The following is an 18,705-nucleotide window of genomic DNA, read 5'->3' as shown; positions in this document are numbered from 1 at the left end:
ACAGTTCGTTCATGTCAATGCGGCTTCTGATGCATTCGACGCTAGCCGGTTAAATTGTGTTTGTCATTGATTTTTGTTTTTGTATGATGATCATAAGGCTAGAACAACGCGGGAGACGACGTGGCAGACGAAGGGCAGCAATTGGATGAAGGCGTAGCAGACCTCGCGTTCCGTCGAATTCGCGGCGACATCATCGCCGGCACGCTCCCCCCTGGCTGCAAGCTCAAGCTCGACACCCTCAAGGCGCAATATGGCGCCAGCGTCAGCACGCTGCGCGAAATCCTCAATCGCCTGGCCAGCGAAAGTCTCGTTGTCGCCGAGGGGCAGCGCGGCTTTGAGGTGGCGCCCGCTTCAGCTGAAAATTTACTTGAGGTGGCCGACCTGCGCCTCCTGCTCGAAAGCCACGCCATCCGCCTGTCGCTGGCCAGCGGCGATCTCGATTGGGAAGGCCGCGTCGTCGCCGCTCATCACAAGCTTTCGGTGATCGAGGCGCAGTTGCTGCGCGGGGAGATCGAGCGAACTGCCCAATGGGTGCGCTATGACTTCACCTTCCACAATGCGCTGATCTCGGCCTGCGGCTCCCAGACGCTGCTGGCGCTGCATGCCTCCGTGTTTGACCGCTTCATTCGCTACCATATGCTGGCGGCAAGCTTTCGCGGCGCTGATGTGATGAGCGACCACAAGGCGCTGTTCGAGCTCGCGATGGAGCGCAACGCCGACGCCATTGTCGCCAAGCTCGCGACCCATATCCGGAGCGGCGTCGATTATGTGCTTTCGACCGGCCGGATCTAGCCGGCAATGGCAGCGTTGAAGCTGTCCGCCATGGCCTGCGGGTCGGGCTGGCATCCGCTAAACAGCGCAAAAGCCCGCACCGCCTGGTAAACCGCCATGCCGCCACCAGGCATCACCGCGCAACCCTGCGAATAGGCATGCCGGATCAACTCGGTCTGCAGCGGGAAATACACCACATCGGCGATCCAATGGCGCGGCAAGATCAAGGCCGGATCGATCGGCATGCCGGGCAGCTTGGTCATGCCCACCGGGGTGGCGTTGACAATCCCATCCACCCGCCCCGCGACCTCTGCCACATCGCTGACGGCATGGACATCGGCGCCAAGCCGCTCACGCAAGCGGCTCACGGTCGCCTGCGCCCGCGTGGCATCGGTGTCGTAGATATCGAGCCGCTCGACCCCGCATTGCAGCAGTGCCTGCGACACCGCGGCCCCCGCCCCGCCGGAGCCGAGCTGAAGCACCCGCTGGCGTGCGGCCGAAGGAAGATTGCGCCGGAAGCTTTCGGCAAAGCCCCAGCAATCGGTGTTGTGACCCACCGTTCGATCACCCAGCACCACCGTGTTGACCGCGCCGATCGCAGCAGCATCGGGCGCCAGGTCATCAAGCAGCGGCAGCACGGCCTGCTTGAACGGATAAGTGACGTTGAGGCCGGCAAAGCCCAACTCCCGCGCTTCGGCGAGGATTTCCGGCAATTGTGCGTCAGTCAGCACAAGTTGGTCGAAATCGATCAGGTGGTAGCGGTAATCGAGCCCCAGCCTTTGCCCTTCACGCTCGTGCATTAGCGGCGACAGGGACCCGCCAATGCCGCGACCCACCAAGCCGATGGTGATGCCGTCGCGCGCGGGAAGTTCCCCGTTCAGCACCAGGCGGGCCAACGGCTGTGCCGGACTAATGGCGATGTGCAAAACCCGTCTCCCCGCCCGCCACTTGCCGTTGCAACTGGGAGTGGCCTTGTGTTTCACGCCGGCCAGCCGATAAATGCTGTTGAGCGATTTGCGGCAGAATGTACGAACCGGTTAGTTTAGTCAATTACGGTGCCGGAGGAAGGTGTTGCTGATATGAGTACCCGGCTCGAAACCACCAAGACCCGCGCCCGGGCCGCGCCAACCCGCGCGCAGGATCCCGAGGGCACCCGGCAGAACATCATTGAAGTGGCGGCGCAGGAATTTGCCCTCAACGGGCTTTCCGGCGCCCGCATTGACGAGATCGCGGCCAAGACGCGCTCCTCCAAGCGCATGATCTATTATTATTTCGGCAGCAAGGAAGGGCTCTATCTCAGCGCCCTCGAGAACGCCTATCGCCAGGTGCGCGAGGGCGAAGCCCAACTCGACGTGGCGGGCCTGCCCCCGCTCGATGCGCTCAAGCGCCTGGTGGAATTCACCTTTGACCATCACCATCAGCATGAGGAATTTATCCGCATGGTGATGATCGAGAACATTCATCATGGCGAGTTCCTCGAGCGCTCCGGCGTGATCCGCGAACTCAACGTCACCGCCATCGGCAATATCGAAGCCATCTATGCCAAGGGCCTAGCGGACGGCGTGTTCCGTCCCGGGCTCGACCCGCTCGAAGTCCACTGGCAGATCAGCGCCTTGTGCTTTTTCAACGTGTCCAACCGCGCCACGTTCTCCAAGATCTTCGGCAAGGATGTGGGCAGCCCCGCCGCCCAGGCCTCGCTGCGCCAGCAGGCCGTTGAGATGGTGCTGCGCTTCGTCACGAGGCCCGACAAGCTCCCCTGAGCCATCAGCATTGCCACCGCTTCGGCCACCATTCGAACCTGCATTGCAAATGTACTAACTAGTTCGTACTCTCCTCTCAAAATGGGGAGAACGGCCATGAAGACCTCGATTGCAACCGTGTCGATCAGTGGCGATCTGCGCGAAAAACTCGAGGCGATTGCCGCCGCCGGCTTCGCCGGGGTCGAGATTTTCGAGAACGATTTCCTCGCTTATGACCATTCCCCGCGCGATGTGGCGGCGATGGTGGCCGATCTTGGCCTCAGCATCACCCTCTTCCAGCCGTTCCGAGACTTTGAAGGCTTGCCCGAGCCGCAGCGCAGCCAAGCCTTTGACCGGGCCGAGCGCAAGTTCGACCTCATGGAGCAGCTCGGAACCGACCTGATCCTCGTCTGCTCCAGCGTTTCCCCCCTTTCGCTGGGCGGCATCGACCGCGCTGCCGCCGATCTGCGGGAATTGGGCGAGCGGGCCGGGCGCCGGGGCTTGCGCATCGGCTACGAGGCACTAGCCTGGGGCCGCCATGTCAACGATCATCGCGATGCCTGGGAAATCGTGCGCCGCGCCGATCACCCCAATCTGGGCATCATCCTCGATAGCTTCCACACGCTCTCGCGCAAGCTCGACCCCAATTCCATCCGCTCCATTCCCGGCGACAAAATCTTCATCGTGCAACTGGCCGATGCCCCTCTGATCGACATGGACCTGCTGTATTGGAGCCGCCACTTCCGCAACATGCCCGGCGAAGGCGATCTGCCGGTCACCGAGTTCATGCGCGCCGTCGCCGCCACGGGCTATGACGGCCCCATTTCCCTCGAGATCTTCAACGACCAGTTCCGCTCCGGCTCGCCGCGCACCATCGCGCTCGATGGCCATCGCTCGCTGGTTTACCTGATGGATCAGGTCCGCCAGGCCGAGCCCGATATCGCCATCGCCGTGCCCACACTGCCGCCGCGCGTCGACGTCAAGGGCGTCGCTTTCGTGGAGTTTGCCGCCGACGAAACCGAAGCGGGCGTGCTGGCCGGTTATCTGCGCCAACTTGGCTTCCGCCTCACTGGCCGGCACCGGGCCAAGGCCGTCGAGCGCTTCACCCAGGGCGAGATCAACATCATCATCAACACCGAACGCGAGGGCCTTGCCCACTCCGCCTACCAGACCCACGGCACCTCGGCCTATGCCATTGGCCTCCTCGTCGATGACGCTGCCGCGACGGTCGAACGCGCCCGGGCTCTGGACGCCCAATTGTTCAACCAGCAAGCGGGACCCGACCAGCTCAGCATTCCCGCCATTCGCGGCGTTGGGGGTGGGGTGATCTATTTTCTCGACACGAGGAGCCGGCTTGGTCAGGTCTGGGACATCGAATTTGAGACCGTGAGCGATCCCGACCCGCTGGAGGGCGCCGGCCTCGTGCGCATCGACCACCTGGCGCAAACCATGAACTACGAGGAGATGCTGACCTGGATCCTGTTTTATCGGTCCATCTTCGTGACCGACAAGAGCCCGATGGTGGATGTGGTGGATCCCTCGGGCCTGGTGCGAAGCCAGGTCATCGAAAATGACAGCGGCTCGTTGCGGCTGACGCTGAACGGGGCAGAAAGCCACCGCACTCTCGCTGGCCGCTTCATCGCCGAAACCTTCGGCTCGAGCATCCAGCACCTGGCTTTCGCCACGCACGACATCTTCGCCGCCGCCGATGCGCTGCGGGCCAACGGCATGGCGACGCTGGAAATTTCGCCCAATTACTATGAGGATCTGCGGGCGAGACTGGGGATCGAGCAGGCCGTGCTTGATCGCTTGCGCGCCAGCAATATTCTTTACGACCGCGATGCAGACGGGGAATTCTTCCAGCTTTATTCGCGCAATATCGGGGAAGGCTTCTTTTTCGAGATCGTGCAACGCCGGGGCAGCTATCGCGGCTATGGCGCCGTCAACGCCCCATTCCGCATTGCGGCGCAGAAACGGGCGATAGCAACGCTCGGTGGCACTTGAAGGCGGGCGATCTGCATTGCCGGCGCGTGTGCCGATTGCGCTCGCTTGTAGTTGTGAACTTCGCCCCGCGCCGAAATCTACTGTTCCGTTGATTCACTCGACCGTATCAAAGGCGTTAGCTCAATATGTCGACGCCAGAAACAGCACGGAGATCATCGGCAGCTTTCAGGGACCAAGGGGCACATGTGGTACGTCTTAGTTGGGGTCGACAGCAGTCCCCTCCCCCGTTTTGCCAATGGGGTGGCTACCGCACGAAAGGCAGTGGCGAAAGCTGCCCTTCACGTACGCTGAGATTTTCGCCCTGGTTATTGAACCTAGGCGGGTCCACGGGCGTTCGTGGCTAAGGCCTAATGTAACCCCAACCGTCCGCTTATGGGTTTCTCTACCCCCACCGTCACGAGCTCGCGGTACCCAGAGTGGCGACCATGGCCCTCGTAGCTTCGTCGTCGCGGCCACTCGCGTAAAGGCCGGCCGGTCCTGTACCGAGCTGCCCCCGTGCAGACAGCTGACATGGCCCTTTCTGCCGGCCCCTGGAAGGAAGAGCTGATGCTGGTCCGCCTCGTCCGGGAGTACCTGCAGCCCTACCGACCCTGGTTGGGCCTGATCGTGGTGTTGCAGCTGGTCAGCACAGTGGCCGCCCTTTATCTGCCCAGCCTCAACGCGGACATCATCGACCGCGGCGTGGCGGTGGGCGACACGCCCTTTATCGTGCAGACGGGCGCCATCATGCTGGTGGTCGCGCTGTTGCAGATCGGGGGCTCGATTGCCGCGGTCTGGTTCTCGGCTCGGACCGCAATGGGCTTTGGACGGGACCTCAGATCCGCGATCTTTCACCGGGTCGGCTCCTTTTCGCAACGCGAAATGCAGCAATTCGGGGCTCCCTCGCTGATCACCCGGGAAACCAATGATGTGCAGCAGGTGCAAATGCTCGTACTTACGAGCTGCACCCTGATGGTGACGGCTCCCCTGATGATGGTGGGAGGCGTGGTGATGGCCATGCGGGAGGATTTCGGGCTTTCCTGGCTGCTGGCGGTCTGCATTCCCGCCCTTGTGGTGGCGGTTTTGCTCATCGTCTCGCAAATGGTGCCGAGCTTTCGCGCTATGCAGGAGCGGATCGACGAGGTCAACCGGCTGCTGCGTGAGCAGATCACCGGAGTGCGCGTGGTGCGCGCCTTTGTTCGCGAGCCCCATGAGGTCGAGCGGTTTGCCGAGGCAAACGAGCAGCTCACCGCAGTGGCGGTGCGGGCGGGACGCTGGATGGCCACCATGTTCCCCACCGTCATGCTCATCCTCAACCTCTCCTCGGTGGCGGTGCTCTGGTTTGGCGGGCATCGGGTGGCGAGCGGACAAATGGAGGTCGGCTCGCTCACGGCGTTCCTCGCCTATCTCGTGCAGATCCTAATGTCGGTGATGATGGCAACCTTTATGCTGATCATGGTTCCCCGTTCAGCGGTTTGCGCCGACCGGATCACTGAGGTGCTGGACGCCAAAAGCTCGGTGCTCCCTCCCCAGGTGCCGGTCACCGAGCTGCCCGAGCGGGGCACCCTGGTATTCGAAAAGGTCGAGTTCACCTATCCCGGCGCCGATTTGCCCGTGGTCCGCGACGTGTCCTTCGCCGCCCAGCCGGGCCAAACCGTCGCGATCATCGGCTCGACGGGCGCGGGCAAGAGCACGATCATCAACCTCGTGCCGCGCCTGTTTGACGTGACCGGTGGAAGGGTGCTGGTGGACGGCGTGGATGTTCGCCAGCTGGATCCCGACCTGCTTTGGAGCGTGATCGGGCTCGTGCCGCAACGCAGCTGGCTGTTTTCCGGCTCGATCCGGTCCAACCTGCAATATGGCCGGCCCGATGCCACCGACGAGCAGATGTGGGAAGCCCTCGAGGTCGCCCAGGCGCTCGACTTCGTCAGGGGCATGCCCGAGCAGCTCGATGCGCCCATCGCCCAGGGCGGCACCAATGTCAGTGGCGGCCAGCGCCAGCGCCTGTCCATCGCGCGGGCCCTGATCCGCAAGCCGCAGATCTATCTGTTCGACGACTCTTTCAGCGCCTTGGACCTGGCCACCGATGCGCGTTTGCGGGCCGCCCTGCATCCAGTCACCCGGGACGCCACCGTGGTGCTGGTCGCCCAGCGCGTGTCCACCATCCGTGACGCCGACCTTATCCTCGTGATCGACAATGGCGCGATCGTGGGCCGGGGCCGCCACGACGAACTGCTGGAAGGCTGCGCGACCTATCGCGAGATCGTGGCTTCGCAATTGCGCGCAGAGGAGGCGGCATGACCGCGCCAGACAGGAGCAATTCGCCGCCCGCCGAGGCAACCGGCGACGGGCGGCTGAAGGAAACCGAGCGCATTCCGCCAAGCGCCGGGGGCCCCGGGCGAGGCCATTTCGGCGGTGGCATGGTCGGCCAGAAAGCCATGTCCTTTGGACCCTCGGCGCGCCGGCTGGTGGCGCGCTTGGCGCCCGAAAGCGCCAAAGCCCTCGCCGTGGTGGCGCTGGCGGTTGTGAGTGTGGCGCTCACCGCCCTTGGGCCGAGAATCCTGGGCCGCGCCACCGACCTGATCTTTTCCGGACTGATGGGGGGACAGCTGCCGGCGGGCCTGAGCAAGGCGGAGGCCGTAGCCACGCTGCGCGCGCGGGGGGATGACCAGTTCGCCGACATGGTCGCCTCGATGAGCCTCGTTCCCGGCCAGGGCATCGACTTCACCGCCGTGGGCGAAGTGCTGCTTTGGGCACTGGGGGTTTATATGGCTGCCTCGATACTGGCCTGGCTGCAGGGCTTTTTACTCAACGATGTCGTGCAGGGCACCGTGCTGCGCATGCGCGCCGAGGTCGAGGACAAGGTCAACCGCCTGCCCCTGAGCTATTTCGACCGGCAGCCGCGGGGCGAACTGCTCAGTCGCGTCACCAATGACATCGACAATGTCAGCCAAACGCTGCAGCAAACCATGAGTCAGCTGCTCACTTCCCTGCTAACTGTTGTGGCGGTGCTGGGGATGATGTTCCTGATCTCCCCCCTCCTGGCGCTGGTGGCGCTGGTCTCGATTCCCTTGTCCCTGGCGGTCACCCGGGTGGTGATGCGCCGATCCCAAGGCTTGTTCGTCGAGCAATGGCGGCGCACCGGCCGGCTCAATTCCCATATCGAGGAAACATTTTCCGGACACGCGCTGGTCAAGGTGTTCGGGCGCCAGGGCGAAGTCGAAACAGTGTTCGCGCGCGAGAACGAGGCGCTTTACCGCGCCAGTTTCGGGGCCCAGTTCATCAGCGGCCTCATCATGCCGCTGATGATGTTCATCGGCAATCTCAACTATGTCGTCATCGCCGTCCTGGGCGGCGTGCGGGTGGCGAACGGCACCATGTCGCTGGGGGACGTGCAGGCCTTCATCCAGTATTCCCGCCAGTTCACCCAGCCGGTGACGCAGGTGGCCTCCATGGCCAACCTGATGCAATCGGGCGTTGCTTCGGCCGAGCGGGTCTTCGAGCTGCTCGATGCCAAGGAGGAAAGGCCGGACCGCCCCGGCCCCGTGACCGCGCTGGACGCCCGCCGCGGCGAGGTGCGCTTCGAGAATGTGTCGTTCTCCTACGACCCCGCGACGCCGCTCATCGAAGGGCTTTCGCTGGTGGTTGAGCCGGGCCAGACGGTAGCCATCGTCGGCCCCACCGGCGCGGGCAAGACCACCCTCGTCAATCTGCTGATGCGGTTCTACGAGGTGACCGGCGGCCGGATCACGCTGGATGGCGTCGACATCTCCTCCATCCCGCGGCGCACGCTACGCAGCCAGATCGGCATGGTGCTGCAGGACACATGGCTCTTTCAGGGGACCATCCGCGACAACATCGCCTATGGGCTCCCCGGCGCCACTGACGAGCAAATCCTCAAGGCCGCCCGCGCGACCTTTGTGGATCGCTTCGTGCATTCCCTGCCGGCGGGCTACGACACGATGATCGACGAGGAAGGCTCCAACCTTTCGGGGGGCGAGCGGCAGCTGGTGACGATTGCCCGCGCCTTCGTGTCCGACCCCGCGCTGCTTATTCTCGACGAGGCGACCTCCGCGGTGGACACCCGCACCGAATTGCTGCTGCAACAGGCCATGTCGGCCTTGCGCAGCGACCGCACCTCGTTCGTGATCGCCCATCGCCTGTCCACTATCCGCAATGCCGACCTGATACTCGTGATGGAGCGCGGCACCATCGTTGAGCAGGGCACACATGATGAGCTGCTGGCCAAGAAAGCCGCCTACGCCAAGCTCTACAACGCCCAGTTCCCGGCGCAACCTATAGATTAGTCGATAGTTCGCCACTGGCGCGCCCGATTAGCGGAGGTCCGCCTGCTGGGAACGTCTTACGGAACCGTACCCAAGGAACCACGTAAGCTTTGCCATAACCCTTGCAGTCGAGCTGGCTTAGCAGCCTGTCTGCTGTGGGCCATTCCCTGGGTGTCGCAGCCCAGTCGCAGCCCTCAGCTTTATGATTGCGAGTTGAATATCTAAGTCTTGGTCATTGCTGCTGACGCGGGCGTGCCCAATGCAGGCCATGTGTCACCTCAAGGTATATACCTGAGGCTCGCATGTCGTGAATAGTCGGTGTCAACCGCTAGCCGGCGGTGCTTACAGGAAGTCCACAGTCACACCTGGAGCGATCATCGCTGCAAGTTCCTCAGCGTCCCAGTTGGTTAGGCGAATGCAGCCATGCGAGCCAGTTTTGTCGATCATCGACGGCTCAGGGGTGCCATGGATACCGAAGGATGGCTTTGACAGGCCGATCCACACCGATCCTACTGGCCCATTTGGTCCGGGGGGTATGGTCAGAACTTCGGTATTCTCGCCCTGCTGGAAGTTGATCTTGGGATTGTAGGTGTAGCCCGGCATGGCTGTGGCGTTTTCGACCACATAAGTGCCAGTCGGTGAGGGGTTTTCTTCATTACCGATGGTTGCTGGATAGGCAGCTAACAATACCCCGTCGGTGCCATAGACCCGAACCTGTTTGAGGGTTTTGTCCGCTTCAATCCAAGTGACCACGCCTTGGCGGCTGGTGCCGGTCATCGCGACGTTGATGCTGTCCCCGACCCCGAATCCAGAGGCGGGGTTGAGCGCCACAAGCAGGCCGATATCCATGTGGAACCGCTCGGCTAACAGTTCAGGGACGCTCTCGTAGCCAAGATAGTCCAGCGCAGCCTTCTCGGCGTAGTCGGTTGGAATGGGACCGCCTATAGCTGCGGCGTCCTCCGGAGTGATGGTGTAAACGCCGATGGCATCGCCGGGCTCATCCAGTCGAGCCGCAACAGCGAGCGTCAGTTTCCCATCGGCAGGCAGGCCGTTCATCATCTGAAACGCGAGAACCGCCTTGTGCAGGTTTCCGCCGTCGAAGCCGTCCACCACGCCGGGGGAAGCTCCAGCCCGATCCAGCAGAATTTGGAGGCGCGCTAGAGCGGGGTCGGCGAAAACCCTCTCAGGCTCCATGTCTTCGTTTGACGCTACCTGCACCACGGCAGGCGCGAAAGCTGCAGCAGCAATGTAATCGGTTAGACTCGCGGTGTTTATGGCGTCAGCTGTGATTGCCTGGGACTGCGCTAGAGCGTCATTGCTCCCGAAGATAGAAAGTACGGCAACAAAGGCGGCTCGGGCAGCACACGTGGTCAATGTTGGCATCTTGAACTCGGAATGGATCTAGTCAGCCGACCTCACCTGCGAGACGGAACTGCTCAGGCCCATAAGCCGTCAACATAGCTAACGATGTTCTAAGGCCGCTTCGCATCGCGCGGTCGTGAACTGGCGTCACGTTGTCACATCAGGGCTCAGGCACCTGTGGAGCAGTGCCACATCGGCCAATATCGACCGTGAGGTGACGTGCGTGGGCGCAAGGCTGTTACGTCATTTTTGGGGTACGCCCTGAAGTGATATCGCCACGGCCGGGCTTCACCGGTGGGCATGTACTGCCCCCTTGCTACGGCTTACGAATTGGCGGCAGTGCGACCTATAGGGTCATTCAAGCCGCAGCTATGGATCCAGAAGCGGTCGTTCACAGGAAGCGTCCGTAATTGCCGAAATGGGGTGGTAAGTCGACCGCCAGCTATCGGGCAAGGGATGGCGCGCATGCACAAACCGTTCCTCGATCCACTAGGCCTGACCTTTCCTCAATACCTGGTCATGCTTGAGCTTTATGCCGGAATCCCGCGCTACGTCGGCGACTTGGGGACGAGTCTGGGCATGGACACCGGCACGATCACTCCGCTTCTCAAGCGTCTCGAAGCCTGTGGCATGATCAGCCGCCTGCGAGATCCCAGCGATGAGCGCCGGGTCATAATCAATCTGACCCCAGCAGGCCAGGCCATCAGAGAGCAGGTCTGGAACATTGCAGGCCAGATCAGAAGCGCCTGCAAGATCGATGAGGCTGGTATGGCGTCGCTTCGGGACACCCTGAACGATTTCGCTCGTCCTGCCGCAGACTAGTCAACAAGGATATCACAGATGAATATCGGCATTGTTGGCGCCGGCAATATCGGCGCGCTTTTGGCACGCAAATTTGCTGCAGCTGGTCACTTGGCGAAGCTTTCTAATTCGCGAGGCCCGGAGAGCCTGGTCGACATCGTGCGAGGTACCAACGTCCAGGCGGTGTCAAACGAAGATGCGCCTAAGGATGTCGACGTGGTCATCTTGTCCCTGCCCTTCGCCAAAAACCCGGATGTTGCGGAGCTTCTGGCCAATGCACCGAGCGATCCTATCGTTGTCGATACGTCGAACTATTATCCCGCACGCGATGGCAATATCGCCGAGGTCGATGCTGGCAAGCCGGAAACGGTTTGGGTCAGCGAGCAGGTTGGACGCCCATTGGTGAAGGCGTGGAACGCCGTGCTGTCGCAGACCCTGGCTGAGGCCGGTGTCTCGTCGGGCGCAGCCAACCGGGTTGCCATACCAATTGCCGGCGACGGTGCCGCTGCCAAGAAGGTGGTTGCCGACCTAGTAGACATCTCTGGGTTTGACGCTGTGGACGCCGGCACCCTTGCCAAGTCTTGGAGCTTCCAACCCGGCACGCCTGCCTATTGTACAGACCTGACGACCGACGAACTCAGGCCCGCTCTGGCCGATGCCATCAAGGACAGAGCCCCCAAGAACCGTGACGCCATCATGCAGGCCATTGGGGACGGGAAAGTTGAGTTTACCCGGGAAGGCTTGGCTTCGAACAACCGGGCCATGTCAGCCTGACCCATTCCTGCTAGCCGCACAAACCGCGGCTGGCACCTCATTACAACCGAAGCACACCAATATAACTAGTGTACGAGAGACTAGGAAGCTACAATGTCTGATATCGCCATGCCCTCAGGGGCAGGAACTCAAACGAGGGTCGCAAGGGAAAAGCTTGCACCAGAAGCACTAATCGCCATCGCGGTGCTCATTGCCTCCACCTTCACCGTAATCCTGAACGAGATGATGATGGCTGTTGCCTTGCCACAGGTGATGGTCGATCTCGGGATCACTGCCTCCACCGGCCAATGGCTCACGACCGGCTACATGTTGACCATGGCCGTCGTTATCCCAGCCACAGGGTTCCTGACTGAACGCTTCCGGATGCGGACGGTCTATACCATCGCCTTGTCGCTCTTCACCGTAGGAACGCTCATCGCCATAGTGGCGCCGGGCTTTTCGGTGCTGCTGATTGGTCGCATCGTACAGGCAGTTGGCACTGCCATCGCGACGCCGCTGGCCTTCACTGCGGTTACGGCCTTGGTGCCGCAGTCCCGGCGCGGGCAGATGATGGCTTTGCTGACAGTTGCTACTTCGACTGCCCCCGCCTTCGGACCCGCAATCGCCGGATCTATCCTTTCGGGGGCTGGGTGGCGGATGCTGTTCATCACCATCCTGCCGGTCGCGGTTATCTGCCTTATCGTTGGCAACCGCATGATCAAGGTGCCGAGCACGCCCCGTCACTCAAAGATCGATGGGCTCTCGGTGCTGCTTTCCGCTGTAGGATTTTCCGGCCTTGTTTATGGCTTGGCCTCGCTTGGCGAAGGCTCGGCTGAGCACGTCATCGTGTCACCATGGCTTGCAATGGGTGTCGGCCTCGTCTTCGTTCCCCTGTTCGCTGGACGCCAGCTTCAGCTGCAAAAGTCTGATCGTGCTCTCCTGGATATGCGGCCATTCGCCAATCGGACTTTCGCAACGACCGCCATCATTGCCATGGGGTTCATGACCGCTGCGGGTGGCATGATGACGTTGATGCCTGTCATGCTGCAAACCTCGTATGGTTTGACTCCCCTGCAAACTGGTCTTTTCATGCTGCCGGGTGGCCTCACGATCGACCGCCTTTATCGATGCGGTCGGGTTGTATTTTCTGTCCACCCTTGCTCCAGGCACACCCATCCCGCTGCTGCTCGCAACGCTTCGCTCGGCGCTTTGAACAAGCATCTGCTGCCGCACGGGTCGGCGATCATGAACACTATCCAGCAACTGACGGGCGCAGCCCGCATTGCGATCGCGTTCTCGATCATGACGTCTGCCAGTGCGGCCTATGTGGCAGGCGGCGAAGCTCTCGCTCCGTCCATGGCTCACGGTGCCCAGCAGTATTATCTGGTCGCCTGCTTCATGGTCATCGGAATCCTCTTTATCGCCCTGTTGATGCCAAAGACCAAGGCAGGCGAAGGCAACAGCGTCCCTGTGGCGATCCACTAATCCACAAACTTGCGCGAATTTTGGTCACTTCACGCCTATGCCTCTAATTTGGCCATTGATCGTTGACAAGTGAGGACCATGGCTTAGGCTGAAATAAAGCCTTCACGCCCTTTCGATCCTAACAAGATTTCGGCGCTGCCAGGCTTTCAGGAAACGGAGAGGAACAATGACGCGCTTAGGTTCGCTTGCAGCCCTATTGCTGATAACGACCGCACCACTTGCATACGCCCAGGATATCGACGCCCTCAAGGCGCAGCTCGGTGAGTTGGTCGATGGCAAGGCAAAGCTCACGCAGGAGATCGTCGACTCGGTCTTCAGCTTTGCCGAAGTGGGGTTCCACGAAACCGAAACCATGCGTTACCTGACCGAGATGCTCGAGGCGGAAGGTTTTGAGATCGAGACTGGCATCGGCGGCATGCCGACGGCGTGGGTTGCGACCTGGAGCAACGGCGAGGGGCCGGCGATCTCCTTCAACTCCGACGTCGATGGCCTTCCGGGCCAATCCCAGAAGCCCGGTGTGCTTACTCGCCAGCCGCTCGTTGATGGTGGTGATGGACATGGCGAAGGCCACAATACGGGCATCGCCGTCAGCGTTGTCGGCGCTCTGGCGACCAAGGAGCTCATGGAGAGCGAGGGCATTACCGGAACGCTGCAGATCTGGCCCGGGATCGCCGAGGAAGCCTTGGCGGCCAAGCAGTGGTTCGTTAAGGCCGGCATTCTCGACGATATCGACGTCGTGATTTCCAACCACGTCGGCAATGGGCTCAGCACCTCCTGGGGCCAGTCCAATTCAATGTCGATGATTTCGGCTGAATTCAGCTTTACAGGCGTTTCCGCCCATGGCGCGGTCAGCCCCTGGTCGGGTCGGTCTGCGCTTGACGCCGTGGAACTAATGAATGCGGGCTGGAACTTCCGCCGCGAGCATCTCCATCCTGATCAGCGTTCGCATTATGTGATCAGCAATGGCGGCTTGCAGCCCAATATCGTGCCGGACAATGCCAGCGTCTGGTACTATTTCCGCAACACCTCCCCGGATGCTGCGGTGGAAATGCTCGAGATCGCCGACGGCATCGCCGAGGGCGCGACACTGATGACCGGCACTTCCTATGAGCGCCGCATTCTGGGCTCGGCCTGGCCCTCACATGGCAATGAAGCACTCGCCAAGGCCATGTACGAAAACATCAAGTCCGTCGGCATGCCGGAGTGGAGCGAGGACGACCAGGCCTATGCCAAGGCCGTCCAGGAAGCCATCGGCGCCGCAACCATTGGCCTTCGCACCGAGATCGGCGACCTCGCCGGCCCCGTCGAAAAGGTCGGCTCCGGCCCCTCGGACGACATTGGTGCAGTGATGTGGACCAAGCCGACGGTGCGTCTGAGCTACCCCGCCAACATTGCCGGCACCATTACCCACAACTGGCAGGCTGCGCTCGCCGTAGCAACCCCCATCGCCCACAAGGGCGCTTTGGCCGGCGCCAAGGTAACCGCCCTCACCGCGCTCGATATCCTGACCGATCCGGAACTGGTCGAGGCGGCCGAAACCTATTTCACCGACGTGCAGACCAAGGACCTCAAGTACTACCCCTTCGAAAGCGAAACCGACGTCCCCTCGACCCACCTCAATGCCGAGACGGACGCACGCAATCGGCCCCGTCAGGCCGAATTCTACTATGATCCGAGCCAGCACGAGACCTATCTCGACCAACTCGGCATTGACTATCCGCAGCTCGAAGTGCCTGCACCGGCCACCAATTGACCCTGCAGCCGGGGAGGAAGCTCCCCGGCGCTACTTCGATCTCTATTGGGTAGACTGATGGTTGACTTGAACTGCCGCCTGCTCCTGCCTCTTGCCTTGATGCTTGTCTCTGCATCGCCTCTATCGGCGCAACCACGCCATGCCGAAGCGCACGTGCACGGCACGGGGCTTCTCATGATGGTGGTCGACGGCAGCACGGTCTCGATCGAGTTGACCATTCCCGGATCGGACATTGTTGGTTTCGAGCGACAGGCCACGACGCCAGAGGAGCAATCGTCTGTCGTAAACGCCATCGCGACGCTGTCACAGCCAACCGGCCTGTTTGCGTTCACCCCTGACACCGCTTGCACTGTGAAAGCTGCCACCGCTGAGTTCGGGGCGCATGACGACGATCACCATGCTGAGTTCACAGCCAGCTACGCTCTCGATTGCCCCGGGCTTGCTGCTGGCGATGTTGAACTCCGTACCGGACTCTTCGATCAGTTCAACAGGGCTGAGGCGCTCGACGTGGATGGCCTGGTGGATGGGGTTGCACAATCCGGCACCCTCACTCGCCAGCAACCCGCCATGACCCTGCGTTAGGCGGCCATGGCGCAGTCCCCAGCCATATCGCTCAGCGGCATGCAATTTGCCTGGCAGGGACGCACGGGCTTCGCGCTTGCCGTCGATACATTCACCATGGTCCGTGGCGAGAGACTGCTGCTGGTCGCGCCGAGCGGCACCGGCAAATCCACGCTCATCGGCCTCATTGCAGGAATCACACGCCCGCAAAAAGGGAGTGTATGCGTTCTCGGAACCGATCTTACTCGCCTTTCGCAATGGCGGCGCGATCGCCTCCGGGCCGAGCATATTGGCCTCATCTTTCAAAGCCTCAATCTCGTTTCCTATCTGACGGCGCTGGAAAACATCCTGCTGCCGCTGTCCTTTGCCCCAGCGCGCCTCAAGCGGGCCGGAGGCGTTGAAGGGGCTCGGACGCAGGCGCTGCAGATGCTCGATGCCATTGGATTGCCATCGGCCGAGGTTGCAGGGTTGCGCGCGAGCCAGCTTAGCCTTGGCCAGCAGCAGCGCGTTGCCGCGCTGCGGGCGCTGATCGGCGCGCCCGATCTCATCGTGGCGGATGAGCCGACTTCTGCGCTCGATCGCGATCGACAGGCCGCGTTCCTCCAGATGCTTCAGGCTCAGCTCGAAGGCACTGGGTCATCGCTGCTGATGGTCAGCCACGATCCAAGCCTGCCAGGGTTTGATCGCGTGGTGGCGCTGGCCGATTTTGCTCGAGCCGGCAGGGCGTTGGCATGATCATTCTTCGCCTCGCCCTTAAAAGTCTCCTGAACCGACTCGCCCTCGTCACGCTGACGACGCTGTGCATTGCCCTGTCGGTTGGCCTCGTGGTCGGCGTCGAAAAGGTGCGCGACGGGGCGCGCGCCAGTTTTGCCGGCACAGTTTCTGGCGTCGACCTCATCATCGGGGCGCGCAGTGGCAATGTGCAGCTGATGCTCTACGCCGTCTTCCGCATCGGCGACGCGGCCAACAATCTCACTTGGGAAACCTACTCGGCGATCGCCGAACGGCCGGATGTGGACTGGATCATTCCTTTGTCGCTTGGCGACTCCCACCGCGGCTACCGCGTCGTCGGTACGGATCAAAGCTACTTCGAACATTTCCGCTATCGCGATGACCAGTCGCTCCGCTTCGGTGCTGGAGCCCCGTTCGACGATCTGTTTGATGTCGTCCTGGGGGCCACGGTCTCCGAAGATCTCGGCTACGAGATCGGCGACGTCCTGGTGCTCAATCATGGGCTGGGCAGCATCGGTCTAGCAGAGCATGGCGACCTGCCTTTCCGGGTCTCGGGCATTCTCGAACGAACCGGCACCCCCGTCGACAAGGCGCTGCATGTGAGCCTGTCGGCCATAGAGGCCATCCATGTCGATTGGCAGTCCGGCGGCGTTCCGTTCGGCGAGCGCACCGAAGCTGATGCCCTCAGGGCCATGGACCTGACCCCCCGATCGGTCACCGCGGCCCTCGTCAAATTGACCTCGCCGATTGCCACCTTCACGGCGCAGCGCGACCTCAACCAGTACCGCGAGGAGCCGATCAGCGCCGTTATCCCGGGATTGGCGCTTCTTGAACTCTGGTCGGTTGTAGAGATCGTCGAGGCCGCGTTGCGCCTCGTGGCAGCGTTGATGGTCGTCGCAGCGCTTGCTGGCATGATCGCCACGTTGTTGGCGCTGCTCAACGATCGAAGGCGAGAGATCGCCATTCTGCGCGCTGTCGGTGCTGGCCCATGGCACGTCGTGGGACTACTTGTCAGCGAGGCGACGTTGATCGGCACGACCGGCGCGCTTCTGGGTGTCGTCGCGGCCTATGCGAGCATGGCCCTCGCGGCGCCCTGGATCGAGGGCACATTCGGACTTGGTCTCGATATTGCCGCACCGGGTTCAGTCGATGGGCTGATCGTGTTGGCGGTGGCAGCGACCTCCGCCGCCGCTGGGCTCGTTCCAGCTTATTTTGCATACAGGAAATCACTTGCCGATGGCATAGCGGTCCAGAGTTGAGAGGCAATCATGCAGCGCAGGACTTTCCTTCTTTCCGGAGCAGCCATGATGGCGGCCCTGCCTGCAGCTGCGGCCCAGGATATCGTCGATCTGGGCTGGGTTGAACTCCTGCCAGTCGGTGGCGATGTCGCTCGCCCCGTGCCGCTTCAGGAGCATGACGAAGGCGGAAACGCCCTGCTGGTCAATGACGGCGACGTACCGATCCGCGAAGACCTGAGCGGGCTCCGGGTTCGCATGGTTGGCTATGTGACCCCGATGGGCTTTGCTCTTGGCTCACGCAGCATGCGCGTTGATACATTTCTCCTCGCACCCTTCACCGGCGCCTGTGTGCACGTGCCGCCGCCCCCAGCCAACCAGCTTGTGCTCGGGCACTTCCCCGAAGGGATCGAACTGGCGACAAGGCTCTCGCTCGATCCCGTGATGATTGTCGGCGTCCTGACCGCCCAGAAAGCAAATGTGGATGTGACCGTTGCCGGCTACCAGGTTGCGGTCGAAAGCATGGAGTACGTTTCTGACGAGCGGTCGAGCAACATGGACAAATACGTCTGGGGAGCGAACTGAACTGGAACGGCAGCTTACGGTTGCGGCCGAGCAGCATTGCGCCCCGTACCTGCCGTTCAGCCAGCGCGATCAAACTCCCGAAACCAGCCGTTCTGGTTTGCCGCCCCGGAACGCCCTCCTCGGGGTGGCTTGCGGACTGACCGCTTTTCAGACGCCCGATGCGAAAAGCGGATCTCCCCTTGCACCGCAGGAAGGCATCCCTCCCAGCACCGAGTGGCCCCCTCTCTGAAGCTATTGCCCGCGCTCGATCCGAATGGATTGAATGGCCGGGCCAACCGCGTTGGCGATATCCTTACGAGATTGGTTCGCGACCAAGGGAACACCGACGACGCTGCGAGCAAGAATCAGGCCCAATGGCATCCCCTTCCCCAGGATGCCCGGTTTTTGGTTCCAGGGGACATTGGCTAGCAACCGCAAGGGTAATAACCTCGCGAGAAGACGATCCCGATCTCGCTTTGCACCAATCCACCTAGCATGGCACTCTGGCGCCAGCTGCAGGAGAATAGTTTGCGCAATCTCGATTTCAGTTCTGGGGAGAGTGTCCTGACCACCCTGGTCGGCGTCGCCCTATTCGCTTTGGTGGGCATCGGGATTCGGCTGGTGATGATGACCACGATCCAGCAGCGCCAGCAGCGCCAAAACCGACAGATCAACGAGCG

15 protein-coding genes are annotated in these 18,705 nt (G+C 61.8%); 13 read left to right on the top strand and 2 right to left on the bottom strand.

Annotated elements, in window-relative coordinates:
- The first annotated feature begins 120 nt into the window (after positions 1-120).
- Positions 121-792, top strand: a complete 672-nt coding sequence (locus tag HRQ64_RS19275; RefSeq protein WP_172125763.1) for a GntR family transcriptional regulator — start codon at positions 121-123, stop codon at positions 790-792.
- Here the strand turns inward: HRQ64_RS19275 and HRQ64_RS19270 are convergent.
- Positions 789-1,697 (bottom strand): shikimate dehydrogenase, encoded by a 909-nt coding sequence (locus HRQ64_RS19270; RefSeq protein ID WP_248307258.1) that lies wholly within the window; start codon positions 1,695-1,697, stop codon positions 789-791. The genes HRQ64_RS19275 and HRQ64_RS19270 overlap by 4 nt on opposite strands.
- 153 nt (positions 1,698-1,850) lie before the next feature.
- Here HRQ64_RS19270 and HRQ64_RS19265 point away from each other — a divergent pair, with 153 nt between their 5' ends.
- The 4 genes from HRQ64_RS19265 to HRQ64_RS19250 all read left to right on the top strand — a co-directional run bounded on the left by HRQ64_RS19265 (position 1,851) and on the right by HRQ64_RS19250 (position 8,800).
- Positions 1,851-2,531 (top strand): TetR/AcrR family transcriptional regulator, encoded by a 681-nt coding sequence (locus tag HRQ64_RS19265; protein WP_127751910.1) that lies wholly within the window; start codon positions 1,851-1,853, stop codon positions 2,529-2,531.
- Positions 2,532-2,627: 96 nt separating this feature from the next.
- Positions 2,628-4,514: a sugar phosphate isomerase/epimerase and 4-hydroxyphenylpyruvate domain-containing protein gene (locus HRQ64_RS19260; protein WP_172125762.1), complete on the top strand. Its 1,887-nt coding sequence runs from the start codon at positions 2,628-2,630 to the stop codon at positions 4,512-4,514.
- Between the two features lie 495 nt (positions 4,515-5,009).
- Positions 5,010-6,794: an ABC transporter ATP-binding protein gene (locus HRQ64_RS19255; protein WP_211198923.1), complete on the top strand. Its 1,785-nt coding sequence runs from the start codon at positions 5,010-5,012 to the stop codon at positions 6,792-6,794.
- Complete coding sequence (locus HRQ64_RS19250; RefSeq protein ID WP_172125761.1) at positions 6,791-8,800, top strand: ABC transporter ATP-binding protein; 2,010 nt, start codon at positions 6,791-6,793, stop codon at positions 8,798-8,800. The genes HRQ64_RS19255 and HRQ64_RS19250 overlap by 4 nt, the downstream gene beginning before the upstream one ends.
- A 321-nt stretch (positions 8,801-9,121) precedes the next feature.
- Here HRQ64_RS19250 and HRQ64_RS19245 read toward each other — a convergent pair whose 3' ends face one another.
- Complete coding sequence (locus HRQ64_RS19245; RefSeq protein ID WP_172125760.1) at positions 9,122-10,162, bottom strand: L,D-transpeptidase; 1,041 nt, start codon at positions 10,160-10,162, stop codon at positions 9,122-9,124.
- Positions 10,163-10,606: 444 nt separating this feature from the next.
- Here HRQ64_RS19245 and HRQ64_RS19240 point away from each other — a divergent pair, with 444 nt between their 5' ends.
- The 8 genes from HRQ64_RS19240 (at position 10,607) to HRQ64_RS19205 (ending at position 18,046) form a co-directional block, all read left to right on the top strand.
- Complete coding sequence (locus tag HRQ64_RS19240; RefSeq protein WP_172125759.1) at positions 10,607-10,963, top strand: MarR family winged helix-turn-helix transcriptional regulator; 357 nt, start codon at positions 10,607-10,609, stop codon at positions 10,961-10,963.
- A 9-nt stretch (positions 10,964-10,972) separates the two neighbouring features.
- The gene (locus tag HRQ64_RS19235; RefSeq protein WP_349236753.1) at positions 10,973-11,716 is read left to right on the top strand and encodes an NAD(P)-binding domain-containing protein; all 744 of its coding nucleotides are present in this window, start codon (positions 10,973-10,975) and stop codon (positions 11,714-11,716) included.
- 93 nt (positions 11,717-11,809) lie between these two features.
- Complete coding sequence (locus HRQ64_RS19230) at positions 11,810-13,180, top strand: MFS transporter (protein ID WP_210258724.1); 1,371 nt, start codon at positions 11,810-11,812, stop codon at positions 13,178-13,180.
- Between the two features lie 166 nt (positions 13,181-13,346).
- The gene (locus HRQ64_RS19225; RefSeq protein ID WP_172125757.1) at positions 13,347-14,933 is read left to right on the top strand and encodes an amidohydrolase; all 1,587 of its coding nucleotides are present in this window, start codon (positions 13,347-13,349) and stop codon (positions 14,931-14,933) included.
- Positions 14,934-14,990: 57 nt separating this feature from the next.
- Positions 14,991-15,515 carry a DUF2796 domain-containing protein gene (locus HRQ64_RS19220; RefSeq protein WP_172125756.1) on the top strand — a complete coding sequence of 175 codons (525 nt, stop codon included), beginning with the start codon at positions 14,991-14,993 and terminating at the stop codon, positions 15,513-15,515.
- A 6-nt stretch (positions 15,516-15,521) separates the two neighbouring features.
- Positions 15,522-16,229, top strand: coding sequence for an ATP-binding cassette domain-containing protein (locus HRQ64_RS19215; RefSeq protein ID WP_172125755.1), 708 nt, complete (start codon positions 15,522-15,524; stop codon positions 16,227-16,229).
- Positions 16,226-17,485 (top strand): FtsX-like permease family protein, encoded by a 1,260-nt coding sequence (locus HRQ64_RS19210; RefSeq protein ID WP_172125754.1) that lies wholly within the window; start codon positions 16,226-16,228, stop codon positions 17,483-17,485. Before HRQ64_RS19215 ends, HRQ64_RS19210 begins: the two co-directional genes overlap by 4 nt.
- A 9-nt stretch (positions 17,486-17,494) precedes the next feature.
- Entirely contained in the window at positions 17,495-18,046 is a 552-nt protein-coding gene (locus HRQ64_RS19205) for a DUF3299 domain-containing protein (RefSeq protein WP_172125753.1), read from the top strand.
- Positions 18,047-18,705: the final 659 nt, after the last annotated feature.

The sequence above is a fragment of the Devosia sp. 919 genome, from assembly GCF_013185965.1.
Classification (GTDB): domain Bacteria; phylum Pseudomonadota; class Alphaproteobacteria; order Rhizobiales; family Devosiaceae; genus Devosia.
Note: the sequence above shows the minus strand (reverse complement) of the source record. Positions and strands in the feature narration are given on the sequence as shown.